This window comes from Dactylosporangium sp. CS-047395, from assembly GCF_050942185.1.
Lineage (GTDB): Bacteria > Actinomycetota > Actinomycetes > Mycobacteriales > Micromonosporaceae > Dactylosporangium.
The window spans coordinates 1,979,314-2,001,081 of record NZ_CP192015.1 but is presented as its reverse complement, the minus strand read 5'-3'; the positions used below and the strand labels follow the sequence as shown (position 1 = coordinate 2,001,081).

At 70.8% G+C, this 21,768-nt stretch carries 24 protein-coding genes; 13 read left to right on the top strand and 11 right to left on the bottom strand.

What is annotated here, in order from left to right; genetic code table 11:
* Positions 1-63: 63 nt before the first annotated feature.
* On the top strand, positions 64-1,857 hold the full coding sequence (locus tag ACQP00_RS09240; RefSeq protein WP_433217218.1) for a glycosyltransferase: 1,794 nt from the start codon (positions 64-66) through the stop codon (positions 1,855-1,857).
* On the opposite strand, the gene ACQP00_RS09235 is transcribed toward ACQP00_RS09240, so the two are convergent.
* Together ACQP00_RS09235 and ACQP00_RS09230 are read right to left on the bottom strand one after the other, a co-directional pair.
* Positions 1,841-2,341, bottom strand: coding sequence for a DUF302 domain-containing protein (locus tag ACQP00_RS09235; RefSeq protein WP_433217215.1), 501 nt, complete (start codon positions 2,339-2,341; stop codon positions 1,841-1,843). The genes ACQP00_RS09240 and ACQP00_RS09235 overlap by 17 nt on opposite strands.
* Positions 2,342-2,359: 18 nt before the next feature.
* The gene (locus tag ACQP00_RS09230; protein WP_433217212.1) at positions 2,360-2,731 is read right to left on the bottom strand and encodes a hypothetical protein; all 372 of its coding nucleotides are present in this window, start codon (positions 2,729-2,731) and stop codon (positions 2,360-2,362) included.
* A 211-nt stretch (positions 2,732-2,942) separates the two neighbouring features.
* Between ACQP00_RS09230 and argG the strand changes: the two genes are divergently transcribed.
* The gene (gene argG, locus ACQP00_RS09225; protein ID WP_433217209.1) at positions 2,943-4,397 is read left to right on the top strand and encodes an argininosuccinate synthase; all 1,455 of its coding nucleotides are present in this window, start codon (positions 2,943-2,945) and stop codon (positions 4,395-4,397) included.
* Between the two features lie 271 nt (positions 4,398-4,668).
* Entirely contained in the window at positions 4,669-6,519 is a 1,851-nt protein-coding gene (locus tag ACQP00_RS09220; RefSeq protein WP_433217206.1) for an arabinofuranosidase catalytic domain-containing protein, read from the top strand.
* 54 nt (positions 6,520-6,573) lie between these two features.
* On the opposite strand, the gene ACQP00_RS09215 is transcribed toward ACQP00_RS09220, so the two are convergent.
* Positions 6,574-6,924, bottom strand: a complete 351-nt coding sequence (locus ACQP00_RS09215; RefSeq protein WP_433217203.1) for a hypothetical protein — start codon at positions 6,922-6,924, stop codon at positions 6,574-6,576.
* A gap of 155 nt (positions 6,925-7,079) precedes the next feature.
* Here ACQP00_RS09215 and ACQP00_RS09210 point away from each other — a divergent pair, with 155 nt between their 5' ends.
* On the top strand, positions 7,080-8,726 hold the full coding sequence (locus ACQP00_RS09210) for a S8 family serine peptidase (RefSeq protein WP_433217200.1): 1,647 nt from the start codon (positions 7,080-7,082) through the stop codon (positions 8,724-8,726).
* Here ACQP00_RS09210 and ACQP00_RS09205 read toward each other — a convergent pair whose 3' ends face one another.
* The 3 genes from ACQP00_RS09205 to ACQP00_RS09195 are packed head-to-tail and all read right to left on the bottom strand — an operon-like array spanning position 8,727 to position 12,886.
* Positions 8,727-9,659 (bottom strand): hypothetical protein, encoded by a 933-nt coding sequence (locus ACQP00_RS09205; RefSeq protein ID WP_433217197.1) that lies wholly within the window; start codon positions 9,657-9,659, stop codon positions 8,727-8,729. It abuts the gene before it with no gap.
* Between the two features lie 28 nt (positions 9,660-9,687).
* Positions 9,688-11,502, bottom strand: coding sequence for an alpha-amylase family glycosyl hydrolase (locus ACQP00_RS09200; protein WP_433217194.1), 1,815 nt, complete (start codon positions 11,500-11,502; stop codon positions 9,688-9,690).
* Between the two features lie 16 nt (positions 11,503-11,518).
* Entirely contained in the window at positions 11,519-12,886 is a 1,368-nt protein-coding gene (locus tag ACQP00_RS09195) for an FAD-dependent oxidoreductase (RefSeq protein ID WP_433217191.1), read from the bottom strand.
* A gap of 62 nt (positions 12,887-12,948) precedes the next feature.
* Between ACQP00_RS09195 and ACQP00_RS09190 the strand changes: the two genes are divergently transcribed.
* From ACQP00_RS09190 to ACQP00_RS09180, 3 genes are all read left to right on the top strand, one after another.
* The gene (locus ACQP00_RS09190) at positions 12,949-13,821 is read left to right on the top strand and encodes an LLM class flavin-dependent oxidoreductase (protein WP_433217188.1); all 873 of its coding nucleotides are present in this window, start codon (positions 12,949-12,951) and stop codon (positions 13,819-13,821) included.
* Positions 13,818-14,279 (top strand): aminoacyl-tRNA deacylase, encoded by a 462-nt coding sequence (locus ACQP00_RS09185; RefSeq protein ID WP_433217185.1) that lies wholly within the window; start codon positions 13,818-13,820, stop codon positions 14,277-14,279. The genes ACQP00_RS09190 and ACQP00_RS09185 overlap by 4 nt, the downstream gene beginning before the upstream one ends.
* A gap of 324 nt (positions 14,280-14,603) precedes the next feature.
* Entirely contained in the window at positions 14,604-15,269 is a 666-nt protein-coding gene (locus ACQP00_RS09180) for a C40 family peptidase (RefSeq protein ID WP_433217182.1), read from the top strand.
* A gap of 89 nt (positions 15,270-15,358) precedes the next feature.
* Here the strand turns inward: ACQP00_RS09180 and ACQP00_RS09175 are convergent, their stop codons facing one another.
* A complete protein-coding gene (locus ACQP00_RS09175; protein ID WP_433217179.1) occupies positions 15,359-15,784 on the bottom strand; it encodes a cupin domain-containing protein in 426 nt (141 codons plus the stop codon).
* A 63-nt stretch (positions 15,785-15,847) separates the two neighbouring features.
* On the opposite strand from ACQP00_RS09175, the gene ACQP00_RS09170 reads away from it, so the two are divergent.
* Complete coding sequence (locus ACQP00_RS09170) at positions 15,848-16,264, top strand: WapI family immunity protein (RefSeq protein ID WP_433217176.1); 417 nt, start codon at positions 15,848-15,850, stop codon at positions 16,262-16,264.
* Between the two features lie 16 nt (positions 16,265-16,280).
* Positions 16,281-17,477, top strand: coding sequence for a hypothetical protein (locus ACQP00_RS09165; RefSeq protein ID WP_433217173.1), 1,197 nt, complete (start codon positions 16,281-16,283; stop codon positions 17,475-17,477).
* 48 nt (positions 17,478-17,525) lie between these two features.
* Here ACQP00_RS09165 and ACQP00_RS09160 read toward each other — a convergent pair whose 3' ends face one another.
* The 3 genes from ACQP00_RS09160 to ACQP00_RS09150 form a co-directional block, all read right to left on the bottom strand.
* Entirely contained in the window at positions 17,526-17,891 is a 366-nt protein-coding gene (locus ACQP00_RS09160; RefSeq protein ID WP_433217170.1) for a VOC family protein, read from the bottom strand.
* A gap of 47 nt (positions 17,892-17,938) precedes the next feature.
* Positions 17,939-18,652, bottom strand: coding sequence for a trimeric intracellular cation channel family protein (locus tag ACQP00_RS09155; RefSeq protein ID WP_433217167.1), 714 nt, complete (start codon positions 18,650-18,652; stop codon positions 17,939-17,941).
* Positions 18,653-18,718: 66 nt separating this feature from the next.
* Positions 18,719-19,084: a hypothetical protein gene (locus ACQP00_RS09150; RefSeq protein WP_433217164.1), complete on the bottom strand. Its 366-nt coding sequence runs from the start codon at positions 19,082-19,084 to the stop codon at positions 18,719-18,721.
* Positions 19,085-19,268: 184 nt separating this feature from the next.
* Here ACQP00_RS09150 and ACQP00_RS09145 point away from each other — a divergent pair, with 184 nt between their 5' ends.
* Positions 19,269-19,478, top strand: coding sequence for a hypothetical protein (locus ACQP00_RS09145; RefSeq protein WP_433217162.1), 210 nt, complete (start codon positions 19,269-19,271; stop codon positions 19,476-19,478).
* Between the two features lie 70 nt (positions 19,479-19,548).
* Positions 19,549-19,923 (top strand): hypothetical protein, encoded by a 375-nt coding sequence (locus tag ACQP00_RS09140; RefSeq protein WP_433217159.1) that lies wholly within the window; start codon positions 19,549-19,551, stop codon positions 19,921-19,923.
* Between the two features lie 9 nt (positions 19,924-19,932).
* On the opposite strand, the gene ACQP00_RS09135 is transcribed toward ACQP00_RS09140, so the two are convergent.
* The gene (locus ACQP00_RS09135) at positions 19,933-20,400 is read right to left on the bottom strand and encodes a hypothetical protein (protein ID WP_433217156.1); all 468 of its coding nucleotides are present in this window, start codon (positions 20,398-20,400) and stop codon (positions 19,933-19,935) included.
* A 75-nt stretch (positions 20,401-20,475) separates the two neighbouring features.
* On the opposite strand from ACQP00_RS09135, the gene ACQP00_RS09130 reads away from it, so the two are divergent.
* Both ACQP00_RS09130 and sigJ read left to right on the top strand, forming a co-directional pair.
* On the top strand, positions 20,476-20,925 hold the full coding sequence (locus ACQP00_RS09130) for a carboxymuconolactone decarboxylase family protein (RefSeq protein ID WP_433217153.1): 450 nt from the start codon (positions 20,476-20,478) through the stop codon (positions 20,923-20,925).
* On the top strand, positions 20,922-21,761 hold the full coding sequence (sigJ, locus tag ACQP00_RS09125; protein ID WP_433217150.1) for an RNA polymerase sigma factor SigJ: 840 nt from the start codon (positions 20,922-20,924) through the stop codon (positions 21,759-21,761). The genes ACQP00_RS09130 and sigJ overlap by 4 nt, the downstream gene beginning before the upstream one ends.
* Positions 21,762-21,768 lie beyond the last annotated feature (7 nt).

Genomic DNA, 21,768 nt, shown 5'->3' with positions numbered 1-21,768 from the left:
GATTGACCGGCGGGGCGGCGTTGCATAACGTGCTGATCATTCGGTTTGGTCGCGGGGCGGCAAATGGTCATCACGCTGGTCATCGACACGTTCAATGTGGGCAACAACGGCACCACGATCTCGGCGACGCGCTTCGCTGCGGCCCTCATGAAGCGGGGCCACACGGTTCGCGTCGTCGCGTGCGGAAAACCCGGGGCGGAAAACCCCGAAGGGCCTCAGATGTACTGGGTGCCAGAGCTCGTCGTGCCCATCGCGAGCACGTTCGCGCATCGGCAGAACACCCTGTTCGCGAAACCCGTCCGCGGCACGCTCGTCGAGGCGATCACCGGGGCCGATGTCGTGCACATCTATCAGCCGTGGCCGCTCGGGCGGGCGGCGCAGAAAATCGCCGAGCGGCTCGGGGTGCCGGCGATCGCGGGGTTCCATATTCAGCCTGAGAACATCACGTACAACATCGGGCTGGGCTGGTTCCCTCCCGCCGCGCAGCTCGTCTACGTGCTGCTTCGAGTGCTGTTCTATCGGCGGTTCACCGACATCCACTGCCCGTCGACGTTCATTGCGGCGCAGTTGCGGCACTACGGGTACAAGAGCCGCCTGCACGTGATTTCCAACGGTGTGGGGAGCGCGTTTCGGCCCCGAACGAATACGGTGCGACCGCCCGGCGCGCCGTTTCGCATCCTGATGGTCGGGCGCCTGTCCCCCGAGAAGCGACAGGATGTGCTCATTCGCGCGGTGCGCCGGTCGCGGCACGCCGAGCGTATCGAGCTGCATTTCGCCGGGCACGGGCCGGCGGAGAAGCGGCTGCGACGGATGGCCGCGAAGTTGCCGGGGCCGGTCCATTTCGGCTGGTACTCCCAGGAAGCGCTCATCGAACTGATTCGAACGAGCGACCTGTACGTGCACGCCTCGGACGTCGAGATCGAGGGCCTTTCGTGCATGGAGGCATTCTCGTGCGGGCTGGTGCCCGTCATCTCCGACAGCCGCCGCTCGGCAACGGGGCAGTTCGCGCTCGCGCCGGGCAACCTGTTCCGGGCCGGCGACCCGCAGGATCTGGCCGAGCGCATCGACGCCTGGATCGAGGATCCGGACGCCCTCGCCGCTTCGTCGGCCGACTATGCGCGGTTCGCCGAGTTGTACACGGTCGAACGCAGCGTGAAGGCGATCGAGCGCGTGTACGACCGCGCGAACCGCGCACCCGAACAACCGGCGGGTTACGTCGGGCGCCTGTACCGCCTGCTCTCGAACGCTTTCTACTACGCGATCGCCATCCCGCTGCTGTTCATCTGGACCCGCGTCATGCTGGGCGTGCGCACCGAAGGCGACACCAGGCTTCCGCGCACCGGCGGCGCATTGACCATCTGCAATCACGTACACCTGCTGGACAGTGTGCTCGTCGGCCTGGCCGTCTTTCCGCGCCGTCCGGTGTTCACGGCCGCGCCGATGAATCTGGACAACCGGCTGTACGGCGGCCTGGTCCGAATCCTCGGCGGCGTCGCGGTGCCGCGCACTCCGGCGGGCCTGCCGGCGTTCTTCTCCGAGCTGCAACTGTTCCTGGCCCAGGGCCGGATCGTGCATTTCTTCCCGGAGGGCGAACTGCGCCCGTACGACACGAGCCTGCGCGACTTCAAGCAGGGCGCATTCCATTTGGCCGCACAGGCGCGCGTCCCGGTGATCCCGCTGTCCATTCGATTCCGGCCGCCGACCGGCCTGAGCCGTTTGTTCCGCCGCAAGCCGACAATGGTCATCGTCATCGGCGAACCGATCGTCCCGACGATGACCGACCCGCGCAGCGACCGCCGCATCCGCATGGCCCTCGCCCGGCAGACCATGCACGACCTGATCACCCGCGCCGCGTGACACCCCCGGCCGCGAGCTCCGCCGGCACCGGCCACCCCAGCCCGGTGAGCAGCGCCGCAAGCTTACGATCGAGCTCCGCCCCGACCGCGTCGATCTCCGGCACCCCGAACTGCGCGAACTGCGCACTCGGCTGATCGATCGCGAACCGTACCGTCAAGCCATTCATCTGCGTGATAACCGTGCGCAACGGCGCGTAGAGCATGACCGCCGGATCATGCCGATACATGCGCTCGGCGAGCAGATGATTGCCCATCAGGTACACCCGGCAGCGCGCTTTGTTCCCCGCCAGCCCCATGAGCGGATCGGCCGGAAACTTGAAGTAGATGAGAAACCCGTTGATCGCGATCCGCTCGGTCAGCCCGACCACATCCGCCCACGTCGCCCGCTCGGCGATCAACCGCTCGAACCGCGCGGCCGGATACTCGGGCACGGCCGCCTCATACTGCGCGACCACCTCGTCGAACGCCCCGTCGACATCAACCACCAGAGTCACCGAACGGCGCTACCCGAGCAACGACGAACCGAACCGCCCAAAGAAGATTTGGTACGCCACGCCGCCCGGCACCCACGCATCGTCCACGTCCCGCGCGCCGTACCGCCGCACGGCCGCCCCGAAGTCCACCCGCGCGTCCTCCCACGCGTCCCGGCCCTGCGCCACGATCCACAGGCACAGGTCCTCGGTGTCGTCCTCGGAGTACTGCACCCCGTCGACCAGCGGCCCGTCCCAGTAGTCGGCCAACTCCCCGGCCGCCTCCTCGTACGCCACCTGAAACGCCACCACCTGATCCCGCGGCGCACTGCGCAACCACGCGACAAGACCGTCCATGTCACGCGCGTGCGTCTCCAGAACCGACCAGAACCACTCAGTCGCCATCGGGGTGAATGTACTTCGTCGCTCCCGGCGTCCGCCCTGACGGAGACCACCGGCACCCCGACCGGCACGGCCTCGTTCGACCCGCCCGTCGCGGCTTCGCCAACGCCGTCCGGTTTCCGGCCCGCCGGAGCCGAAGGGCACGACCGCGGCGTGCCACTAATCACCGAACGGGCTTGCATGATTATGCAGTCCTTCGTATATGCTTGTACCCGTGTCCAAGGTTCTGAACTCCCTGCCTGTCGGTGAGCGCGTCGGTATCGCCTTCTCCGGTGGTCTCGACACCTCGGTAGCCGTTGCCTGGATGCGCGAAAAGGGCGCCATCCCGTGCACGTACACGGCCGACATCGGCCAGTACGACGAGCCCGACATCGCTTCGGTGCCGAGCCGGGCCACCGCGTACGGTGCGGAGATCGCCCGTCTCGTCGACTGCCGGGCCAGCCTGGTCGAGGAGGGCTTCGCGGCGCTCGCGTGCGGCGCGTTCCACATCCGCTCCGGCGGCCGCGCCTACTTCAACACGACGCCGCTCGGCCGGGCCGTGGCCGGCACGCTGCTGGTGCGCGCGATGCTCGAGGACGACGTGCAGATCTGGGGCGACGGGTCGACGTTCAAAGGCAACGACATCGAGCGTTTCTACCGGTACGGTCTGCTCGCCAACCCCGCCCTGCGCATCTACAAGCCGTGGCTCGACGCCGCGTTCGTCGGCGAGCTCGGTGGCCGCAAGGAGATGTCGGAGTGGCTGCTGGCCCACCAGCTGCCCTACCGCGACAGCACCGAGAAGGCGTACTCGACCGACGCCAACATCTGGGGCGCCACGCACGAGGCCAAGTCGCTGGAGCACCTCGACGCGCACCTGGAGATCGTCGACCCGATCATGGGCGTCCGCTTCTGGGACCCGGCGGTCGAGATCCCGGCCGAGGACGTGACCGTCGGCTTCGCACAGGGCCGCCCGGTCAGCATCAACGGCAAGGAGTTCGCCAGCGCCGTCGACCTGGTCCTGGAGGCCAACGTCATCGGCGGGCGGCACGGCCTGGGCATGTCCGACCAGATCGAGAACCGCATCATCGAGGCCAAGAGCCGCGGCATCTACGAGGCGCCGGGCATGGCCCTGTTGCACACCGCTTACGAGCGCCTCGTGAACGCGATCCACAACGAGGACACCGTCGCGGCGTACCACAACGAGGGTCGCAAGCTCGGCCGCCTGCTGTACGAGGGACGCTGGCTCGACCCTCAGGCCCTCATGCTGCGCGAGGCCCTGCAGCGCTGGGTCGGCTCGGCCGTGACCGGCGAGGTGACCCTCCGCCTGCGCCGCGGCGAGGACTACTCGGTCCTCGACACGACCGGCCCGTCCCTGTCCTACCACCCGGACAAGCTGTCGATGGAGCGCACCGAGGACGCCGCGTTCGGCCCGGTCGACCGCATCGGCCAGCTGACCATGCGCAACCTGGACATCGCCGACTCCCGCGCGAAGCTGGAGCAGTACGTCACGCTGAACGTGATCGGCAGCCCGCATCCGATGCTGATCGGCGCCAACCAGACCCCGTCGGCCGACCTGCTGGGCGCCATGCCGGCGGGCGGCGCGGCCGCGATCACCGCGCGCGGCCCGGCCCCGTCCGACGCCGACGACGAACTCCTCGACAGCGCCGCGATGGAGTTCGGCACCGACTGACCCACCCACCGCAACGTCCCCGGCCCGGTGCGATCTCGCACCGGGCCGCTTTGTGTCCGGAGCGCACCGGCGAGCGCCACCAGACCTCTCGCACGCATGTGACAGGGGTGTCACAAACGGGGAGCGCGGATTCAACAGTTTCAAACAGGTTCTACCAAAGACGATCGCAGTTACGCATAATGAAGCATCGATCGCCATGGTCGCCGCCAATCGGCCGTGGTGAGCGCTCCCGCGGTACGCGCGGAAAACCCCCGAAGAAAGAGGTCCTCCCGTGGTCGATCGATCACGACCGGGCCGGCGCTGGAGATTGCTGCTCTCCACCGCCGCGAGCCTGGCCCTCACCGCCGGTGTCATCGTCGGGCTCAGCGGGACGGCGCAGGCCGCCGGGCCCCTGCCCTGTGACATCTACGCCTCGAACGGCACGGCGTGCGTCGCCGCGCACAGCACGACCCGCGCGCTGTTCGCGGCGTACAACGGGCCGCTCTACACCGTGCAGCGCGCGGACAACGGTGCCACGCACAACGTCGGGCTGCTCGCCGCGGGCGGGTACGCCAACGCCGGCGATCAGGACGCGTTCTGCAACGGGACGACGTGCCGGATCACGCGCATTTTCGACCAGACGAGCAACCACAGCGACCTGACCATCGCGCCGGACGGCGGGGCCGGCTCGGGTGACCGCGGCGCGGACGCGAGCGAGATCGCCGTGACGGCGGGCGGACACAAGGTGTACGGCCTGTGGGTCTCCCCCGGCGTCGGGTACCGCTTCAACGGGCGGGCCCCGGGCGTCGCCGTCAACGGCCAGCCCGAGGGCGTCTACATGGTCGCCAGCGGCACGCACGTCGGCTCGGACTGCTGCTTCGACTACGGCAACGCCGAGGCCACGCCGTACGACATCGGCAACGGGCACATGGACGCCATCAGCATCGCCACCACCTGCTTCTTCCCGCCGTGCCAGGGCTCCGGCCCGTGGATCGAGGCGGACATGGAGAACGGCATGTTCCAGGGCGGCAACGGCTCCAACCCGAACCCGGGCAACAACTCGGCGTACGTGACGGCCGTGCTGAAGAACAACGGGCAGACCACGTACGCGCTCAAGGGCGGCAACTCGCAGTCCGGCGGGCTCACGACGTGGTGGAACGGCGCGCTGCCGACCGACAAGCCGGGGTACCGCCCGATGCACCAGGAGGGCGGCATCATCCTGGGCATCGGCGGCGACAACTCCAACCGCAACCGGGGCACCTGGTTCGAGGGCGCGATGGTCTACGGCTACCCCTCCGACGCCGCCGAGAACGCCGTGCAGGCCAACGTGGTCAGCGTCGGCTACAGCGGCCAGACCAACGTCCCCAACGGCCCGGCGGGCACCGTCGCCGGACCGGGCGGCAAGTGCGTGGACGTGGCCGCCGACGACACCGGATCCAACGGTACGGGCGTGCAGCTCTGGGACTGCCAGAACTACGCCGAGGACCAGCGCTGGACCCACTTCGCCGACAACTCGCTGCGTACCATCAACCGGTGCCTTGACATCAACGGCAACGGCACGGCCAACGGCACGCAGGTCGAGCTGTGGGACTGCAACGGCGTCGGCGGGCAGAAGTGGATCCAGCAGGCGGACGGCTCGCTGCGCAACCCGCAGTCCGGGCGCTGCCTCGACTCGCCCAACGGCAGCACCGGCAACGGCACGCGCCTGCAGATCTGGGATTGCAACGGATCCGCGGCGCAGAAGTTCGCGGTGAACGGCGGCGGGACGAACGTCGGCCCCGGCGGCAAGTGCGTCGACGTGGCCGCGGACGACTCCGGCACCAACGGCACGGCCGTGCAGCTGTGGGACTGTCAGTCCTACGCCGTGGACCAGCACTGGTTCCACCAGTCCAACGGCTCGCTGCGCACCCTCGGCCGCTGCCTGGACATCGTCGGCAACGGCACCGCCAACGGCGCCCAGGTCGAGCTCTGGGACTGCAACGGCGTCGGCGGCCAGGTCTTCCAGCAGCAGGCCGACGGCTCCCTGCGCAACCCGCAGTCCGGCCGCTGCCTCGACTCCCCGAACGGGGCGACCGGCAACGGCACGCGCCTGCAGATCTGGGACTGCAACGGTTCCGCCGCACAGAAGTTCGCGCTCAACTAGGTCGCAAGAACCAAAAGGCGCGGCGGGTGTACTGCACCCGCCGCGCTTCGGCATTCACAGGTACGCGGGCAACCCGGAGCGCAGGCAGGCCAGCATGGCCGCGCTCTCGGCCGGCGGCATCGGGGCGGCGGCCCGGCCCACGGCCGCGAGCACGTCCTCGAGCGTGATGGAGGCGTCCGCCCCGACCGCGTGGTGGCGCACCTGCGCGGTCAGGTCGGCCACGTACGGTACGACATCGTCAGTCGCACTGTCCCAGAGCCAGGCGAGCACCCGGCCGAACGCCTCGCCCGCGTGCAGGGTCGTGCCCCGGGCCCGCTGGGCGAGCAGCGCGGCGGCGGACTCGCAGATCAGCGCGCCGATCAGTTTCTCGAAGATGTGGTCTGGCACCTCGCGCGTTCGCACCATGTGCACACTCCCGCCGATCGATGTCACGACCGGTGATCCTATCGCTTCAAGCCGTTATCTTCGACAGTTCATAAACTGTTTTGGCAACAGCGATCGTCCGCCGGAAGTTTCCCGGCGTATCGGCCGTCGTCGAAGGACTTTTACGGTCCTGCGCCATGAAGAGAGCGGCGGCCGCACTCGCGGCGCTCACCACTGTGCTGATCGGGGCGCCGGCCTACGCCGATGTCCAGATCGAGCCCACCGGCACCATCCAGAACGAGGGCTCGGCGAACGCGGTCGCCGGCCGATACATCGTCACCCTCCGCGACACCGGCGGAAGCGACACTGGCAAAAGGGACACGCTCATCCAGCAGTACGGCGGGCAGGTCCGGCACACCTTCGCCGGCGGCTACTCGACGGCGATGTCGGCGAGCCAGGCGAAACGTCTGGCCGCCGACCCGGGCGTGGCGGCGGTCGAGGCGGTCCAGCGGATCACCGTGCAGGACGTCCAGAGCAGCCCGCCGAACTGGGGCGACGACCGCATCGACCAGGCCTCCCTGCCGCTGAACCAGCGCTACGAGTACCCGGCGAGCGCGGGCCAGGGCGCCACCGTGTACGTGCTCGACACCGGCCTGAACGCGAGCCACGTCGACTTCAGCGGCCGGGTGCGCCAGGGTATCGACATCGTCGACGGGGACAGCAACCCGGCCGACTGCCACGGCCACGGCACGCACGTCGCGGGCACGGCGGTCGGCAGCTCGTACGGCGTGGCCAAGAAGGCGAACCTGGTCTCCGTGCGGGTGCTCAACTGCCAGGGCACCGGCACCAACGACGACCTGATCGCCGGCATCGACTGGGTGCGCACCAACGCCCAGAAGCCGGCCGTGGCCAACTACAGCATCGGCTGCGGCAGCCGGTGCAGCAGCCAGGCCATGGACTCGGCGGTGCAGCGGCTGATCGACTCCGGGGTGCAGTTCGTGCAGGCGGCCGGCAACAACGGCGACGACGCCTGCTACTACAGCCCGCAGGGGGTCGCGGCCGCGCTGACCGTCGGCAACAGCACCAGCGCCGACGCGCGCAACTCGACCAGCAACTACGGCAGCTGCCTGGACCTGTTCGCGCCGGGCACGAGCATCGTGTCGGCGTCGTACTCCAGCAACACCGGCAGCGCCACCATGACCGGCACCTCGATGGCCTCCCCGCACGTGACCGGCGCGGCGGCCCTCTACCTCGGCGCGAACCCGTCGGCGACCCCGGCCCAGGTCCGCTCCGCGCTGGTGTCGAACGGCACCACCGGCAAGATCAGCGGGGCGGGGAGCGGATCGCCCAACGTCCTGCTGAACGTCGGGTTCCTCAACGGCGGGACGACACCCCCGCCGGATCCCGGCCAGCCGGTCGGGAACCCGGGCTTCGAGAGCGGCACGTCACCGTGGACGGCGACGGCGAACGTGATCGGGACCTGGTCGCAGTACCCGGCCCGGACCGGCACCCGCAACGCCTGGCTCAACGGGGGCGGCAAGGTGCAGACCGACACCCTGGCCCAGCAGGTGACGATCCCGGCCGGCTCGTCCGCCACCCTGCACTTCTGGGTGCGCATCACCACCGCCGAGTACGAGAACACCGTCTACGATCGGCTGACCCTGACCGCCGACGGCACCACCGTCGGGTCGTGGTCGAACCTCGACAAGACCAGCGGGTACGTCGAGAAGACGGTGAACCTCAACGCCTACGCCGGACGGAGCGTGGCGCTGAAGTTCACCGGCGTCGAGGACTGGTCGCTGCAGACCAGCTTCGTCATCGACGACGTGACGATCACGACCTGATCACTCCCACTCCCAGCGCATCCCCACGATCCCGGGGGGCACATCCGACGCGATCAGGTGTGCCCCGCCGGTGGAGCCGATCCAGGCCTCCCCCACGCCCTGCTCGGGTGCCTCCAGCGCGCGCCGCTCGAAGCGGTGACACCTGGCCGGCACCGCCGCCGCGTCGAACTGGACCTGCATCACGTACTCGACCACGGGCACGGCGAACCCGCGGTAGTAGTGCCTGGTCGGCGGCGGTTGGCGGGAGGTGCTGCGGTACTCGTACTCGAGCACGACGGTCTCGCCCTGGGCCAGCATGCGATCGAAGATGATCTCGGCCGCGACCAGCCCGGTCGCCTCCTCGGTGCGGACGCGCCCGAGCCGGCAGTTGCGCACCGCCAGCACCGTCACGTGGGCCGCGGGGTCGTCACTGGCGAAGATGGCCACGGTACGGGAGACGCGGTCGATGTTGGCCCGCAGCACCTGGCGCACGGCCAGCCCGACCTCCTCCCGGTGCGGGCCGACGCGGTACAGGTCGTGCAGGCTGAGCCGGGTCAGCTCGTGATACATCCAGCGGTCGAGGTCGCCGAGCATCTTCGTGACGCTGGTGCCGTCGGTGAACAGGCGGTCGATCTCGATGGTCCCCGGTGGCCGCCCCAGCCACCGCCCGCGCGGCCGGCGCGGCCCCAGCTGGACGGTCAGCGAGCCCTCGGGCAGGGCCAGGATGCCCTCCAGCAGCCGTACCGCGCGCAACGAGTCGGGCCGCTCGGGCCGCGACCGCCCGCGCCGCCAGTGGCTGAGCGTGGTGAGGCTGACGTGCACGCCCTCGGCCGCGAGCCGCTCCTGCAGCTCGTCGAGGCGCACCCCGCGATCCTCGATGGCCAGGTGCAGCACGGCCGAGAACGGCCCGGTGCGCAGCGCATGCGCGAGATCCCGGCCGATCGCACCCTCCATGGCGCATCAGACTATGCCGATTGATCGCTTATTCGTAGATGACGATCCCCGCCGGAGGCACGGTCAGCTGGACCGCCTTGCCGTTGCGGGCCGAGACCGAGACCTTGCCACCCGCGAAGGCCGGCTCCGTGGAGTACCGGCAGGTCAGCAGCTCACCCTCGTGATGCAGGTCGTTGTCGACGGTGACCCAGACCGTGCGCACCCGGTCCGGGTCGGTGTTGACCGCGACGAGCACCTCGTGGTCGGCGAAGATCCGCGACCAGGGCAGCACGCCGCGCGGGGCGGGCGGGGCGAACACGACGCCGTCGGTGGAGACCGGCCGCAGGTACTGCCGGCCGCGGCGCAGCGCCGGAATCCGCCGCCGGGCCGCGAGGATCTGCTGGAGCTCCCGGTACGTCGCGTGCTCCTCGTCGAACGCGTGCCCGCCGCGGCTGCGGAACGGGCCGAACGCCCCGCCGAACATGGCCTCGCGAAGGTACCGGTCGTGCCCGCCCGCGCCGTCGAACTCCTGCTCGGAGCCGTAGTAGATGCACGGGATGCCGAGCGTCACGGCGTTGAACGCGAGCGCCACCAGGGCCAGGCGCCGGCCCGCGCCGTCGGCCGCGAACCGCGCCTTCCACGGCCCCTTGCGCACCTGGTCGTGGTCGTCGTAGCTGGTCACGACCTTGTTGCGGAACCAGGCGTGGGTATCCTGGCCGAGCTGGATCGAGTTGCGGAACAGCGCGAAGTACTCGACCGGGTCGGCGTCGCCCTTCACCACCCGCTCCAGGCGGTCCTGCACCTCGGCCAGGCCGAGCGCGGCGTCCATGCCGACCGCGTCGAGCGTGTCGTAGGCGAACGCGCGGCTCCCGGTGATCTCGGCGATCAGGTAGAAGCGCTCCTTGCCGATCGACTGCGCGAACTCGTGGATCGCGGAGGCGAAGAACCGCGCCGCGCCCGGGTCCATGTGCTTGACCGTGTCGACCCGGAAGCCGTCGAGGTCGGCGAACGCGATCCAGTACTGGTACGCCCGCACCAACGCCACCAGCGCCGCGGACGGGCGGTAGTCACCGGCCGGTCCCTCCCCGAGCGCGATGTCCTTGAGGCCCTCGAAGTCGCCCTCGAGGTACTCCGGGAAGCGGTCCCAGTCCACGATCCGCCCCTTGCCGGTGAAGGTGGCGGTGCTCTGCAGTTCCGCGGGCCAGACGGCGCCGTCGGGGTACGACTGCGGCACCGGGCCGATCGGGAGCACGGCGGCGCCGTCCTCGTCGCGGAACCCCTTGACCGCGAAGCGCTGCCCGGTCCAGAGCGGCTGGGTGTCACCCTCGTAGCCGAAGACGTCGCCGGCGTGGTTGAGCACCACGTCGAGGATGACCCGCAGTCCCTGGGCGTGCGCCTCGGCGACGAGCGCGCGGAGGTCGTCGCCGCTGCCGAAGTGCGGGTCGACGCGCAGAAAATCCTGGATGCCGTACCCGTGATAGGAAGGCTGTCCCGCCACCTGTTTGAGCACGGGGCTCACCCAGATCGCGCTCACCCCGAGGCGGCGCAGGTAGCCCAGCTTGGAGCGCAGGCCGTTGAGGGTGCCGCCGACCCAGTCCACGCCGGCGTCCCGCCACCGCGCGGCGTCCTCGGGGGTCGTGATCGCGTTGCCGTGCCCGTCCTCCGTGAGCGGCGGCGTGGCCCCGGTGGTGACGGTCTCGCCGTCGTTGCCGCGGTAGCCCCGCTCGCCGCCGTCGGAGAAGCGGTCGACCATCAGGAAGTACAGGACCTCGTCGGCCCAGTCCTCCGGGGACGGGTGGAACGGCCCCCGGGTGAGCGCGGCGAAGTCGATGTCGGCGATCCGGCGGTACGGCACGCCCCTCATCGTCCCACGTCAGGCCCTAAACAATTGCGGAGCGTCGCCTGCCCAACACCCGCCGGGCGATGCCGGGGCGCAGGAGGGCGGCCGGCGGGTCGAGCAGGTTGGTGACGCGGCTGAACGCGCGGGAGACCACCTCGTCGTGCGCGGCCGCGGCGTAGAGGCGGTCGAGGTACCGGTTGACCATCCGCGTGCCCAGGTCCCGCGGGCCGTCGACGCCCGGGAGCGCCGCGTCGCCGCCGGTGGCGATCTGCCACGGGATGTCGACCACCGGCCGCACCGCGCGGAAGAACCGCAGCGCGTCGAAGTGACCGGTCTTCAGGTGCGAGCCGAGCATGAGCGCCTCGACGCCGGCGACCGACATGCCCTGCCCGTACATCGGGTTGAAGGAGCACAGCGCGTCCCCGACCACCACGAAGCCCGGCGGGAAGCGGCGGAGGCGGTCGTACCGGTGCCGCGTGCTGCCCGGGAACCGGTACTTGACCGCCTCGTCGGCCAGCGGCTCGGACGCCTCGATGATGTCCGACACGTACGGCAGCGGCAGCCGCTTGGCGTACGCGCGGAAGCCGGCGTCGTCGAGCGGGGCGTGGTCGCCGAGGATGCCGAACAGCGTGATGACCGCGCGGCCGCCCTCCTGCAGCATCACCGCACCCCCGCGCGGCGCGGCCGCCGACGGGCCGATGATGATCGCGATGTCCCCGTCGAGCAGGGCCGGGGCGACCCGGTAGGGGCGGGAGACGTACGCGAGATCGACCTGCAGCCGCTCCTCCCGCGGGCGCTCGTAGCCCAGCTCGGCCAGCCAGCGCGGTGCGCGGGAGCCTTTCCCGGTCGCGTCGACCACGAGATCCGCCGCGAGCGTCTGCGCCGGGCCGTCCAGGGACTGGATGCGCGCGCCGACGACCCGCGTCCTCGCGGCGGCCGTGGCGTCGTCCGACGCGATGCCGATGATGTCGTGGCCGCCGCGCACCTCGACGCCCGGGAGCGCGAGCACCTTGGAGCGCACCCAGGTCTCCAGGTACGGCCGGCTGAACGACACCGCCGCCATGCCCGTCGGCACCTGCTTGAGCCGGTGCCCGTTCGCGCAGAACCGGACGTTGCCCAGCACGTCGCCGGTCGGCATCCCGGCCGCGGCCAGCTCCCCGGTCGCGCCCGGGAACAGCTCCTCGATCACGTTGAGCCCGGCCGCGAGCAGCCCGTGGGCATGCCGGCCCTGCGGCACCCCGCGGCGGACGGCGCGCTCGCGGGGATCGGCGTCCGGGTCGCCGCTCCAGCCCCCGGCGAGCTCGTCGCGGTCCACGATGGTGACCCGGTCGAAGTGCTCGGTCAGCACCCGCGCGGTGAGCAGGCCCGCCATGCTGCCGCCGAGAACGACGGCGTGTCCATGCGTCATGCCCGCTCCGGCGTTCCATTCCGTGCCATCGGCTCCGGGTGTCGGGTGGAAGACTGATCCACATGACGATCCTGGGTGCCGTGTTTCTGCCACAGTTGCCGCCCGAGCGGCTGCGGTCCATCGCGACCGCCGCCGACGAGGCCGGGCTCGAGGAGCTGTGGCTGTGGGAGGACTGCTTCCTGGAGGGCGGGCTCACCACGGCGGCCGCCGCCCTGGGCATGACGAGCCGGCTGCGGGTCGGGGTCGGGCTGCTGCCGGTGCCGCTGCGCAACGTGGCGCTGGCCGCGATGGAGACGGCGACGCTGTTCCGGATGTTCCCGGGCCGCCCGGTCATCACGGTCGGGCACGGGGTGCAGGACTGGATGGGCCAGGTCGGCGCGCGGGCCGAGTCCCCGATGACGCTGCTGCGCGAGTACACCGTGGCGCTCCGCGCGCTGCTGGCGGGCGAGCGGGTGTCGACGCAGGGGCGGTACGTCCGGCTGGACGGCGTGGCCCTGGACTGGCCGCCGCCCGCGCCCGCGCCGATCCTCATCGGCGCCATGGGCCCCAAGTCGATCCGGCTGTCCGGCGAGGTCGCCGACGGCACGCTGCTGACGGCGGGCAGCGACGTGGCCGCGGTACGCCGCGCCCGCGCCCTGATCGACGAGGGTCGCACCGCCGCCGGCCGCACCGACCCCCACGAGCTGGTCGTCTACCTGCACTGCGCGACCGGCGACGGCGCGCGGGAGCGCCTGGAGGCCGAGCGGACCCGCTGGGGCTACACCGACGACGCCGACGTGCTGGTCGCGGGCGACGAGCACGAGGTCGCCGCGGGTGTCCGCCGCTGGGCCGAGGCCGGCGCCGACAAGGTGATCCTGCAGCCGACACCCGACGATCCAGACCCTGCCGCATTTGTACGGTTCGTGGCCGAACGAGTCCGCCCGCTCGTCCCGTGAACCGCGCGGTGGCGGCGGCGTCCGCGAGCGGCATCGCGTTCCGGGTCGTCGAGCACGGACCGGTCGGCAGCCTGGCCGAGGCGGCCGCGGCCCGGGGCGTCGAGGTGGCCGACGTCGTCAAGACCATCGTGGTGCGGCTCGCGGACGACGACTACCGGTTCGTGCTCGTCCCCGGCGACCGGGTCATCTCCTGGCCGAAGCTGCGCACCCTGCTCGGCGTGGCCCGCATGTCGATGCCCGACGCCGCGACGGCCAAGGCGGTCACGGGGTACGAGCGCGGCACGATCACCCCGTTCGGCGCGACCACGGCGTGGCCGGTGATCGCCGATGCACGCATTCGCGGACGCGCGATCAGCCTGGGCGGCGGGGCGCACGGGGTGGCCCTCTCGGTCGACGCCGATGCCGCGATCGAGACCCTTCAGGCCACCGTCGCCGACATCTCGGATCCGACCGATTGACCGTTTTTTTCGTTTCGAGCGAGACCCGCCGATGTGGGGGATTTTTCAGCAAATGCCCGTCATATCGGATGAGACGGTTTTAGTTTGTCTCTCGGCAAGTGATCATTGCCCGGGTCTTCCGATTCGGCGCGGCGGCGGTTCTCATTCCCGCCGCCGCACCGGCCGCACCCCGCGACGGACATCGCCGCGAACGCACTCGGAGGAGCGCACGCGTGCCCCGGGCCGAACGGGGAGCCACACCTGTCCAGACACCACGTACGCCGCAACCTCTCCGCGGCCACGACCGCCTGCACCATCGTCTGCACCGCCCTGACCGGCGCCCTGATGAGCGGCCACGCCACCACCACCCACGCCGCCGCTCCTCCCCCGGTCGCCGCCCCCACCTCGGCCGCCGTCGCCGTCGCCGTCGCCGTCCCGGACCGCCTGGCCGAACTGCGCGGGGCCACCCGGGCCATTCCGAGGCCTCCCGTGGTCGTCATCGCGCCACCGCCGGTGGTGGCCGCGGCTCCCCGGATGCCCGAGTCGGCGCGCACGACCGAATCCCGGGCTTCACGCTCGCGAACCACCCGCCCCAAGCCAGGCCGCACCCCGACCCGCACCCAGACCCGCCGGTCCAACGCGACCCTGGCGACGAACGGAGCCGGCTGGTCGGCGGACTCCGGCGGCGTCGTGGGCTTCGCGATGGCCCAGGTCGGCAAGGGCTACGTCTTCGGCTCCGTCGGCCCGAACGTGTACGACTGCTCGGGCCTGGTGTACGCCGCGTACCGCCGCCTGGGCATCTCCCTGCCCCGCTCGACGGGCGGCCTGGCCCACATGGGACGGCCGGTCTCGCGCTCGGATCTGCAGCCCGGCGACCTGGTCTTCCCGACCTCGGGCCACGTGGGGATCTACATCGGCGGCGGCCGGATCGTGCACGCCTCGACGGAGCGCGACGGGGTGAAGGTGTCGGGGATCTACGCCTTCCGCTTCGCCCGCCGCGTGCTGAACTGAGCTCTCGCCGAGCCGCGCAACGTGGGGCCGTGAGGCGACAAGTCGCGGCGCGCAGCGCCCGACTTATCGAAGCCCTTCAAAAGCGCAGGTCAAGCCAGCCGGAAGTCGGCGAAGTCGAACCCCGGCGCCACCACGCAGCTGACCAGGACCGGCTGGTCGGCGGCCGGCGCCGCCGCCTGCCACACGCCCGCGGGGATCAGGACCTGCGGCCGCTGCCCCGCCGCCACGTCGTTGCCCAGCACCGCCGACGGTCCGGGGCCCGGCTGGTCGGCCGAGCCGCCCAGGCGCAGGGTCAGTGGGCCGCCCGAGTGCCAGAACCACAGCTCGTCCGAGCGCACCACGTGCCAGGCCGACTCCTCGCCCGGGTTGAGCAGGAAGTAGATCGCGGTGGCGGCGCTGCGCGGGCCGTCGTACCCCGGCGGGGAGAAGGTCACCGGCGAGCGCCACGTCTCGCGGAACCAGCCACCCTCGGGGTGCGGCTGCATGTCGAGCTGCTCGGCCAGATGCGGTCTCATGGGGGTACCGTATCCGCCCTTTCGCCTGGTGTGAGGCGTCCTCGGGTTTGCCATGCTGGGCGCGTGAGACTGCAGACGCGCACCGGGGCCTTCGTCGAGCTGCGAGCCGTGAAATCGGCCGATCAGCCGCTGTTCGTGGAGGGGGTCGTCGACGCGCTCGACGGGCGGGCCTGGAGTTTCCGCGCGCCCGCGCTGAGCCCGGAGGAGGCCAAGGACCTCGGGAACTGGCTGCTCAAGGCGGCCAAGGGGCGCATCGAACCGCAGGAGCGGCTGGCGTTCGCGGATCTGTCGTTCACGTTCGACGAGCACGAGGTCGGCCAGCCGCGGCTCGTCGTCGGGTTCTCGCGCACGACCGCGCCCGCGTGGCTCGGAGACGAACAGGCGATGACGTTCGACTACCCGGTCACGCTCGATCTCACCACGGAGGCGCTGGAAGCGGCCGCGGTCGATTGGGAGCGTGAACTCAAGCGCCGCCGGTGAGTGCTAGGTTCGCCGAATGCGAAAGCTCGGGGCAATGCTGCTCGTGGCGGCACTCGCGCTGACGGCGTGCGGCGGCGGGGAGAAGCCGGCGCCGACCGACGGGCCCAGTGGCTCGGCCGCCGCCGCCGAAGAAGGCGCCGCGCCGCAGGGTGCGGACGGCGCCGCCGCCCTCGGGGCCGCGCCCGCGGCGTCCAAGACCGGGGCGGCGGCCCAGACCCAGACGTTCGCGTTCGGCAACCCGGGCGGCAAGGCGGCCGTGCCCGCCGAGGCCAAGGCCGAGAGCACGGGGTCGCCCACCACGGTCGTCGGCGACGGCAGCGCGGCCAGCTGCACCAGCGAGAAGTTCGTGGCCGCCGTCTCCACCGGCGGCGTCATCACCTTCAACTGCGGCCCCGACCAGGTGACCATCGTGGTCAAGCAGACCGCGAAGGTCCGCAACCGCTCGGCCAAGGTCGTCATCGACGGCGGCGGCAAGGTCACGCTGAGCGGTGAGGGCAAACGCCGCATCTTGTACCAGAACACGTGCGACAAGGCCCTCGAGTGGACCACCGACCACTGCCAGGACCAGGCCACCCCCGCACTGACGGTCCAGAACATCGTGTTCGCCGACGGCAACTCGACCGGCGACAAGACCGAGGGCGGCGGCGGGGGCGCGATCTTCGTGCGCGGCGGGCGCCTGAAGGTCGTGAACGCCAAGTTCGTGCGCAACCGGTGCGACGACACCGGACCGGACCTCGGCGGGGCGGCGATCCGGGCCCTCAGCCAGTACCACAACCAGCCCGTCTACATCGTCGGCAGCACCTTCGGCGGCGCGTCCGGCCAGGGCGGGGTCTGCTCGAACGGCGGGGCGCTGAGCAGCATCCAGGTCTCCTGGACCGTGCTCAACAGCCTGTTCTCGTACAACTCGGCGATCGGCAAGGGCGCGAACCCGGCCCGCGGCGGCACCCCGGGCGGCGGCAGCGGCGGCGCGATCTACTGCGACGGCGACAACTTCGTGGTCAAGCTGGCCGGCACGCTGATCGAGCAGAACAAGGCCAACGAGGGCGGCGGCGCGGTGTTCTTCGTGAGCAACGACCGCACCGGCACCATGTCCATCGACAGCTCGACGCTGCGCAAGAACCCCAGCGCCGGCTTCGAGACGGACGGCTTCCCCGGCATCTTCTTCCTGGGCGCGCGGCCGCCGTCCGTCTCAGGGTCGACGCTGACGAAATAGGACGCTGACGAAATAAGACGCTGACGAAATAAGACGCTGACGAAATAATCAGGACCGAAGGCAGGCGCAGAACGGGTGTCCGGCCGGGTCGAGCAGCACCGTGTACCGCTCGCCGCCCGGCTGGAACTCCGGCTTCGTCGCCCCCAGCTTCAGCGCCCGCTGCTCGGCCTCGGCCAGGTCGTCGACGTAGAAGTCCAGGTGGAACTGCTTCGGCGTCGGCCCCTCGGGCCAGGTCGGCGCCTCGTAGTCCGGGATCTGCCCGAAGCCGATCGAGTTCGTGCCGTCGCTGACCATGGCGTACTCGTCCTGCGCGTGCGTGACGTCCCAGCCGAGGACCTCGCTGTAGAAGGTGGCCAGCACCGGCGGCTCGGCGCAGTCGATGTTGACCATGATGAGGCTCGCGAATCCAGTCATGCCCCGATCCTCGCGCCTATTCCTGCCACCTCCTGTCAGGAATAGCCTCACACGTCCGGCACATCGGCGGAATTCCCCGGACGGCGTTCAGCCGGAGCCGAGACCCCCGGCACATCGGTCGAATCGCGCGGACGAGGTTCGGCCGGAGCCGAGACCTCCGGCACCGGCGCGGACCAGTTGCGCCGGATCGCCACCATCCGCAGCACGAACGTCAGCGTGGCGGCCAGCGCGATGCCCACCGGCCGCTGCACATGCGTCGCGTCCAGCGCGGCCACCGAGGCGCACCCCAGCAGCCCGGCCACCGCGTAGATCTCGCGGCGCAGCACGGTCGGGATCTCCCCGGTGAGCAGATCGCGGGCCAGCCCGCCGCCGATCCCCGTGATCATGCCGATGATGCAGGCCCCGATCGGCGGCACCCCCGCGTCGAGCGCCTTGAGCGTGCCCGTGACCACGAACAGCCCGAGCCCGGCCGCGTCCAGCACGAGCACCGTCCAGCGCAGCCGGCTCACCGCCGGGTGGAGCCAGAACGTGGCCGCCGCGCAGACCACCGCCACCACGGCGTAGCGCCAGTCCACGAACGCGTTGGGCTGGACGTTGATGAAGACGTCGCGCATGATCCCGCCGCCGAGGGCCGCGGTGAAGCCGACGAACACCACGCCGAACAGGTCGAGCCGCTTGGCCACGCCGGCCACGGCGCCGGAGGCCGCGAACACGGCGATGCCGACGAGGTCGGCCACGAGCAGGGGGCTGAGCGAGGTCACAGGGATCATGTATAACGGCCGCCCGGTGCAACGGAGCAGGCACCGGGCGGCCGTCGAGCGAACGGGTCAGATGTTGTTGATCACCGTCATGGCGGCGTCGTGCTGCATGGCCATCATGTCGGAGACGGCGCCGGCGTCGTAGTAGTCGCCGGAGGAGGCCGCGACGTCGCCGTCCAGGTTGCCGCCGGAGCCGTCGTAGCCCTCGTAGCCGGTCTCTTCGGTGAGGTCGGTCACGGTGCCGGTGGCCGGGTCGTAGGTCTGCTCGTAGACGCCGTCGCCGTCGCTGTCGAGAGCGGCGATGTCCATCTGGCCGTCGTGGTCGAGGTCGCCGACGAGCACGTTGCTGCCGTCGTCGAGGGTGTAGATCGCGGCCGGGTCGTCGGTCCCGTTGCCGTCGAGGTCGGTCGAGAAGCTGGTGTAGTCGTCGCTCATATCTGCGGTACTCCCGGAATCGCTTGGAAAGGACGTGCGGGAAGCACGCTAGATCGCCGCGGGACCCGCTCACTCCCCTGTTGCTGCCAAGCCGACACCGAAAGCGACGCAGGTCACGGCCCTGGGTTTGGCGCGCGGTGGCGCCGGGGTATCAATCGAGCGATCTCTTCAGAAGGAGGCAGCAGTGGGCCGGGGTTCATCGATCGGTGGCGTCATCATCGTCATCTGGCTGATCATCGGTGTCATCGCCGCGGGCCAGCGCGGCTACTTCAACAGCGATGACGCGAACTGCGCCAAGGCGGGCACCATCGCGGTCACGATCATCGCGGGTCCGCTGAACTACCTCGGGGTCAACCCGAAGATCAATTGTGAGCTGCCGCAGCCGTCCAAGTGACGAGCGTACGTCCATGATCCTCGCGCCTCGCGTTCAGCCGTCTCACAGCATTCGGAGCTAACGTTCCGGGATGGATGAGTTCGAGGCGCGCAGGGTCGTCGACGCGCTGCGTCAGCGCGGCGTGCCGGCCCACGTGGAGATGGCGAAGGCCGGGCTGTCGCAGTTCGGCGTCCGCGTGCAACTGTTCGACGGCCGGGTCGCGGTCTGGGACACCGACGGCACCGCCGGCCTGGAGGCCCAGGTGATGCGGGACGGCATCCTGGTGGGCTTCGTCCCGATGATCGAGGGCTCGGAGTCCTTCACCGAGGCCCAGATCATCGACGCGATCGCCCGCACCGACTACGACCGGCCGATCGCCCGCCAGCGCACGACCGCACCCCCCGCGGCCGCACCCCTCCCCCAGGAGGGTGGCTTCTTCAGGCGATTCCGCGGCGGTTTCCGGTAAGAGCAAACGCTAGAAATCCTGCAGTTCGCCGCGCTCGATCTCGGCGAGCGCGCGGGTGAGCAACGACGCGAAGCTCCGATCGCCCAACAGGTCGTCGATGAGCAGCGGCGCGTGCGTGGCCAAGGCCCGCGGCGGCACCGCAGCGTCCTCGTCGGTCTCGTGAATCCCGAGCGCCCCGACCAGCAGCACCACCATCACCTGCGGATCGACGTCCCGCCAGGCGCCGGCCGCCCGCACCGCGTGCTCCAGCGCCGCCCGGATGTCGTCGCCGTCGAGCCCGTCAGGGTGCCGCTCCTCCAGCAGCATCCGCACCACGGCGCCCAGCACCCGCCCGGTCTGCTCCGGGTCGAGCCCACCGAGCTTCTCGACCGCCTCGGTGAAGGCCACGTCGTCCTTCGCCCGCGCCGCCTCCACGGCGTCGACGGAGGCCACGGCGATCGCGCGCGCGGCGGGCGGAAGGTGGCGCCAGGTGCTCATGCCCAAAGACCCTAGCGTGGCCCAGGCCACAGCCCGCATTGTCACGTCCGGGCGCCCGCCTCCCGTCGTCCCCGTATGACCCACAACCAGGCGCGGATCAGCGTCAACCAGGTGGCCCCCGAGGCCTACAAGGCGGTGCTCGGCCTCGAGCAGTACATCCGCGGGCACGTCGACGCGACCCTGCTGCACCTCATCAAGCTGCGCGCGTCGATGGTCAACGGCTGCTCGTTCTGCGTCGACATGCACAGCACCGAGGCCCTCAAGGACGGCATCGACGGCCGGAAGCTGTTCGCGCTCGCGGCCTGGCGCGAGGGGCCGTTCTTCGACGCGCGGGAGCGGGCCGCGCTGGCCCTCACCGACGACGTCACCCACCTCGGCCGCGACGGGGTGCCCGACGCGGTCTGGGACGAGGCCGTCGCGCAGTTCGGCGAGGAGGGCACCGGCAACATCCTGGTGGCGATTGCGACGATCAACGTATGGAACCGGCTCGCCATCACCACGCGGTCGCAGCCTCCGGGCGTGTGACCGACCGCGAGTTCGTCGAGCACCGCCCGATGCTCCTCGGCCTCGCGTACCGCATGCTCGGCAGCGTCCACGACGCCGAGGACGTGCTGCAGGACGCCTACCTGCGGTGGACCAGGGCCGACCGGGGCGACGTCGCGGAGCCGCGCCGCTACCTCACCAGGGTGGTGGCGCGGCTCGCGATCGACGCGCTGCGGGTCCGGCAGGCGCGGCGCGAGGAGTACGTCGGCACCTGGCTGCCGGAGCCGGTGTCGACCGAGGCGTCGCCGTTCGGCGCGGTCGACGCGTCCGACCTGTCGATCGCGGTGCTGCACCTGATGGAGCGGCTGACCCCGCCCCAGCGCGCGGTGTACGTGCTGCATACGGCGTTCGGCGTGCCGTACACGGAAATCGGGGTGATCCTGGAGCGCTCGGCGGACGACTGCCGCCAGCTGCACCACCGCGCGGCCGCGGCGCTCGAGGGACGGGCGCGCTTCAGCACCGACCCGGCCGAGATCGCCCGCCTGCTCGACGGGTTCCTGGCCGCGGCCCGCGACGGCGACGTCGCGCGGCTCGAACGGCTGCTGCACGAGGACGTGGTCGTGTGGAGCGACGGCGGCGGCCGGGCGCGCGCCGCCCGCAACCCGATCCTCGGGCGCCTCAAGACGGTCCGGTTCCTCGTCAGCGTGTCCCGCCACGTGCGCGCCGACCGGCCGGCCAGGCTGAACGGGGAACCGGCGAAGATCGTCGACAGCCGCGTGCGGTACACCGTGAGCATTTCGGTCGTCGCCGGTCGCATCGCGGACGTCTTCCTGGTGGCCAACCCGGACAAGCTCGCAGGCATTGACGGGGACCGGTAACGGCGTA

What these genes read in the sequence shown, in the direction of transcription:
- ACQP00_RS09240 (WP_433217218.1), top strand. Translation starts at nt 64, where the DNA reads ATGGTCATCACGCTGGTCATCGACACGTTCAATGTGGGCAACAACGGC.
- ACQP00_RS09230 (WP_433217212.1), bottom strand. Translation starts at nt 2,731, where the DNA reads ATGGCGACTGAGTGGTTCTGGTCGGTTCTGGAGACGCACGCGCGTGAC.
- ACQP00_RS09215 (WP_433217203.1), bottom strand. Translation starts at nt 6,924, where the DNA reads ATGGTGCGAACGCGCGAGGTGCCAGACCACATCTTCGAGAAACTGATC.
- ACQP00_RS09210 (WP_433217200.1), top strand. Translation starts at nt 7,080, where the DNA reads ATGAAGAGAGCGGCGGCCGCACTCGCGGCGCTCACCACTGTGCTGATC.
- ACQP00_RS09205 (WP_433217197.1), bottom strand. Translation starts at nt 9,659, where the DNA reads ATGGAGGGTGCGATCGGCCGGGATCTCGCGCATGCGCTGCGCACCGGG.
- ACQP00_RS09200 (WP_433217194.1), bottom strand. Translation starts at nt 11,502, where the DNA reads ATGAGGGGCGTGCCGTACCGCCGGATCGCCGACATCGACTTCGCCGCG.
- ACQP00_RS09195 (WP_433217191.1), bottom strand. Translation starts at nt 12,886, where the DNA reads ATGACGCATGGACACGCCGTCGTTCTCGGCGGCAGCATGGCGGGCCTG.
- ACQP00_RS09190 (WP_433217188.1), top strand. Translation starts at nt 12,949, where the DNA reads ATGACGATCCTGGGTGCCGTGTTTCTGCCACAGTTGCCGCCCGAGCGG.
- ACQP00_RS09180 (WP_433217182.1), top strand. Translation starts at nt 14,604, where the DNA reads ATGAGCGGCCACGCCACCACCACCCACGCCGCCGCTCCTCCCCCGGTC.
- ACQP00_RS09175 (WP_433217179.1), bottom strand. Translation starts at nt 15,784, where the DNA reads ATGAGACCGCATCTGGCCGAGCAGCTCGACATGCAGCCGCACCCCGAG.
- ACQP00_RS09165 (WP_433217173.1), top strand. Translation starts at nt 16,281, where the DNA reads ATGCGAAAGCTCGGGGCAATGCTGCTCGTGGCGGCACTCGCGCTGACG.
- ACQP00_RS09160 (WP_433217170.1), bottom strand. Translation starts at nt 17,891, where the DNA reads ATGACTGGATTCGCGAGCCTCATCATGGTCAACATCGACTGCGCCGAG.
- ACQP00_RS09150 (WP_433217164.1), bottom strand. Translation starts at nt 19,084, where the DNA reads ATGAGCGACGACTACACCAGCTTCTCGACCGACCTCGACGGCAACGGG.
- ACQP00_RS09140 (WP_433217159.1), top strand. Translation starts at nt 19,549, where the DNA reads ATGGATGAGTTCGAGGCGCGCAGGGTCGTCGACGCGCTGCGTCAGCGC.
- ACQP00_RS09135 (WP_433217156.1), bottom strand. Translation starts at nt 20,400, where the DNA reads ATGAGCACCTGGCGCCACCTTCCGCCCGCCGCGCGCGCGATCGCCGTG.
- ACQP00_RS09130 (WP_433217153.1), top strand. Translation starts at nt 20,476, where the DNA reads ATGACCCACAACCAGGCGCGGATCAGCGTCAACCAGGTGGCCCCCGAG.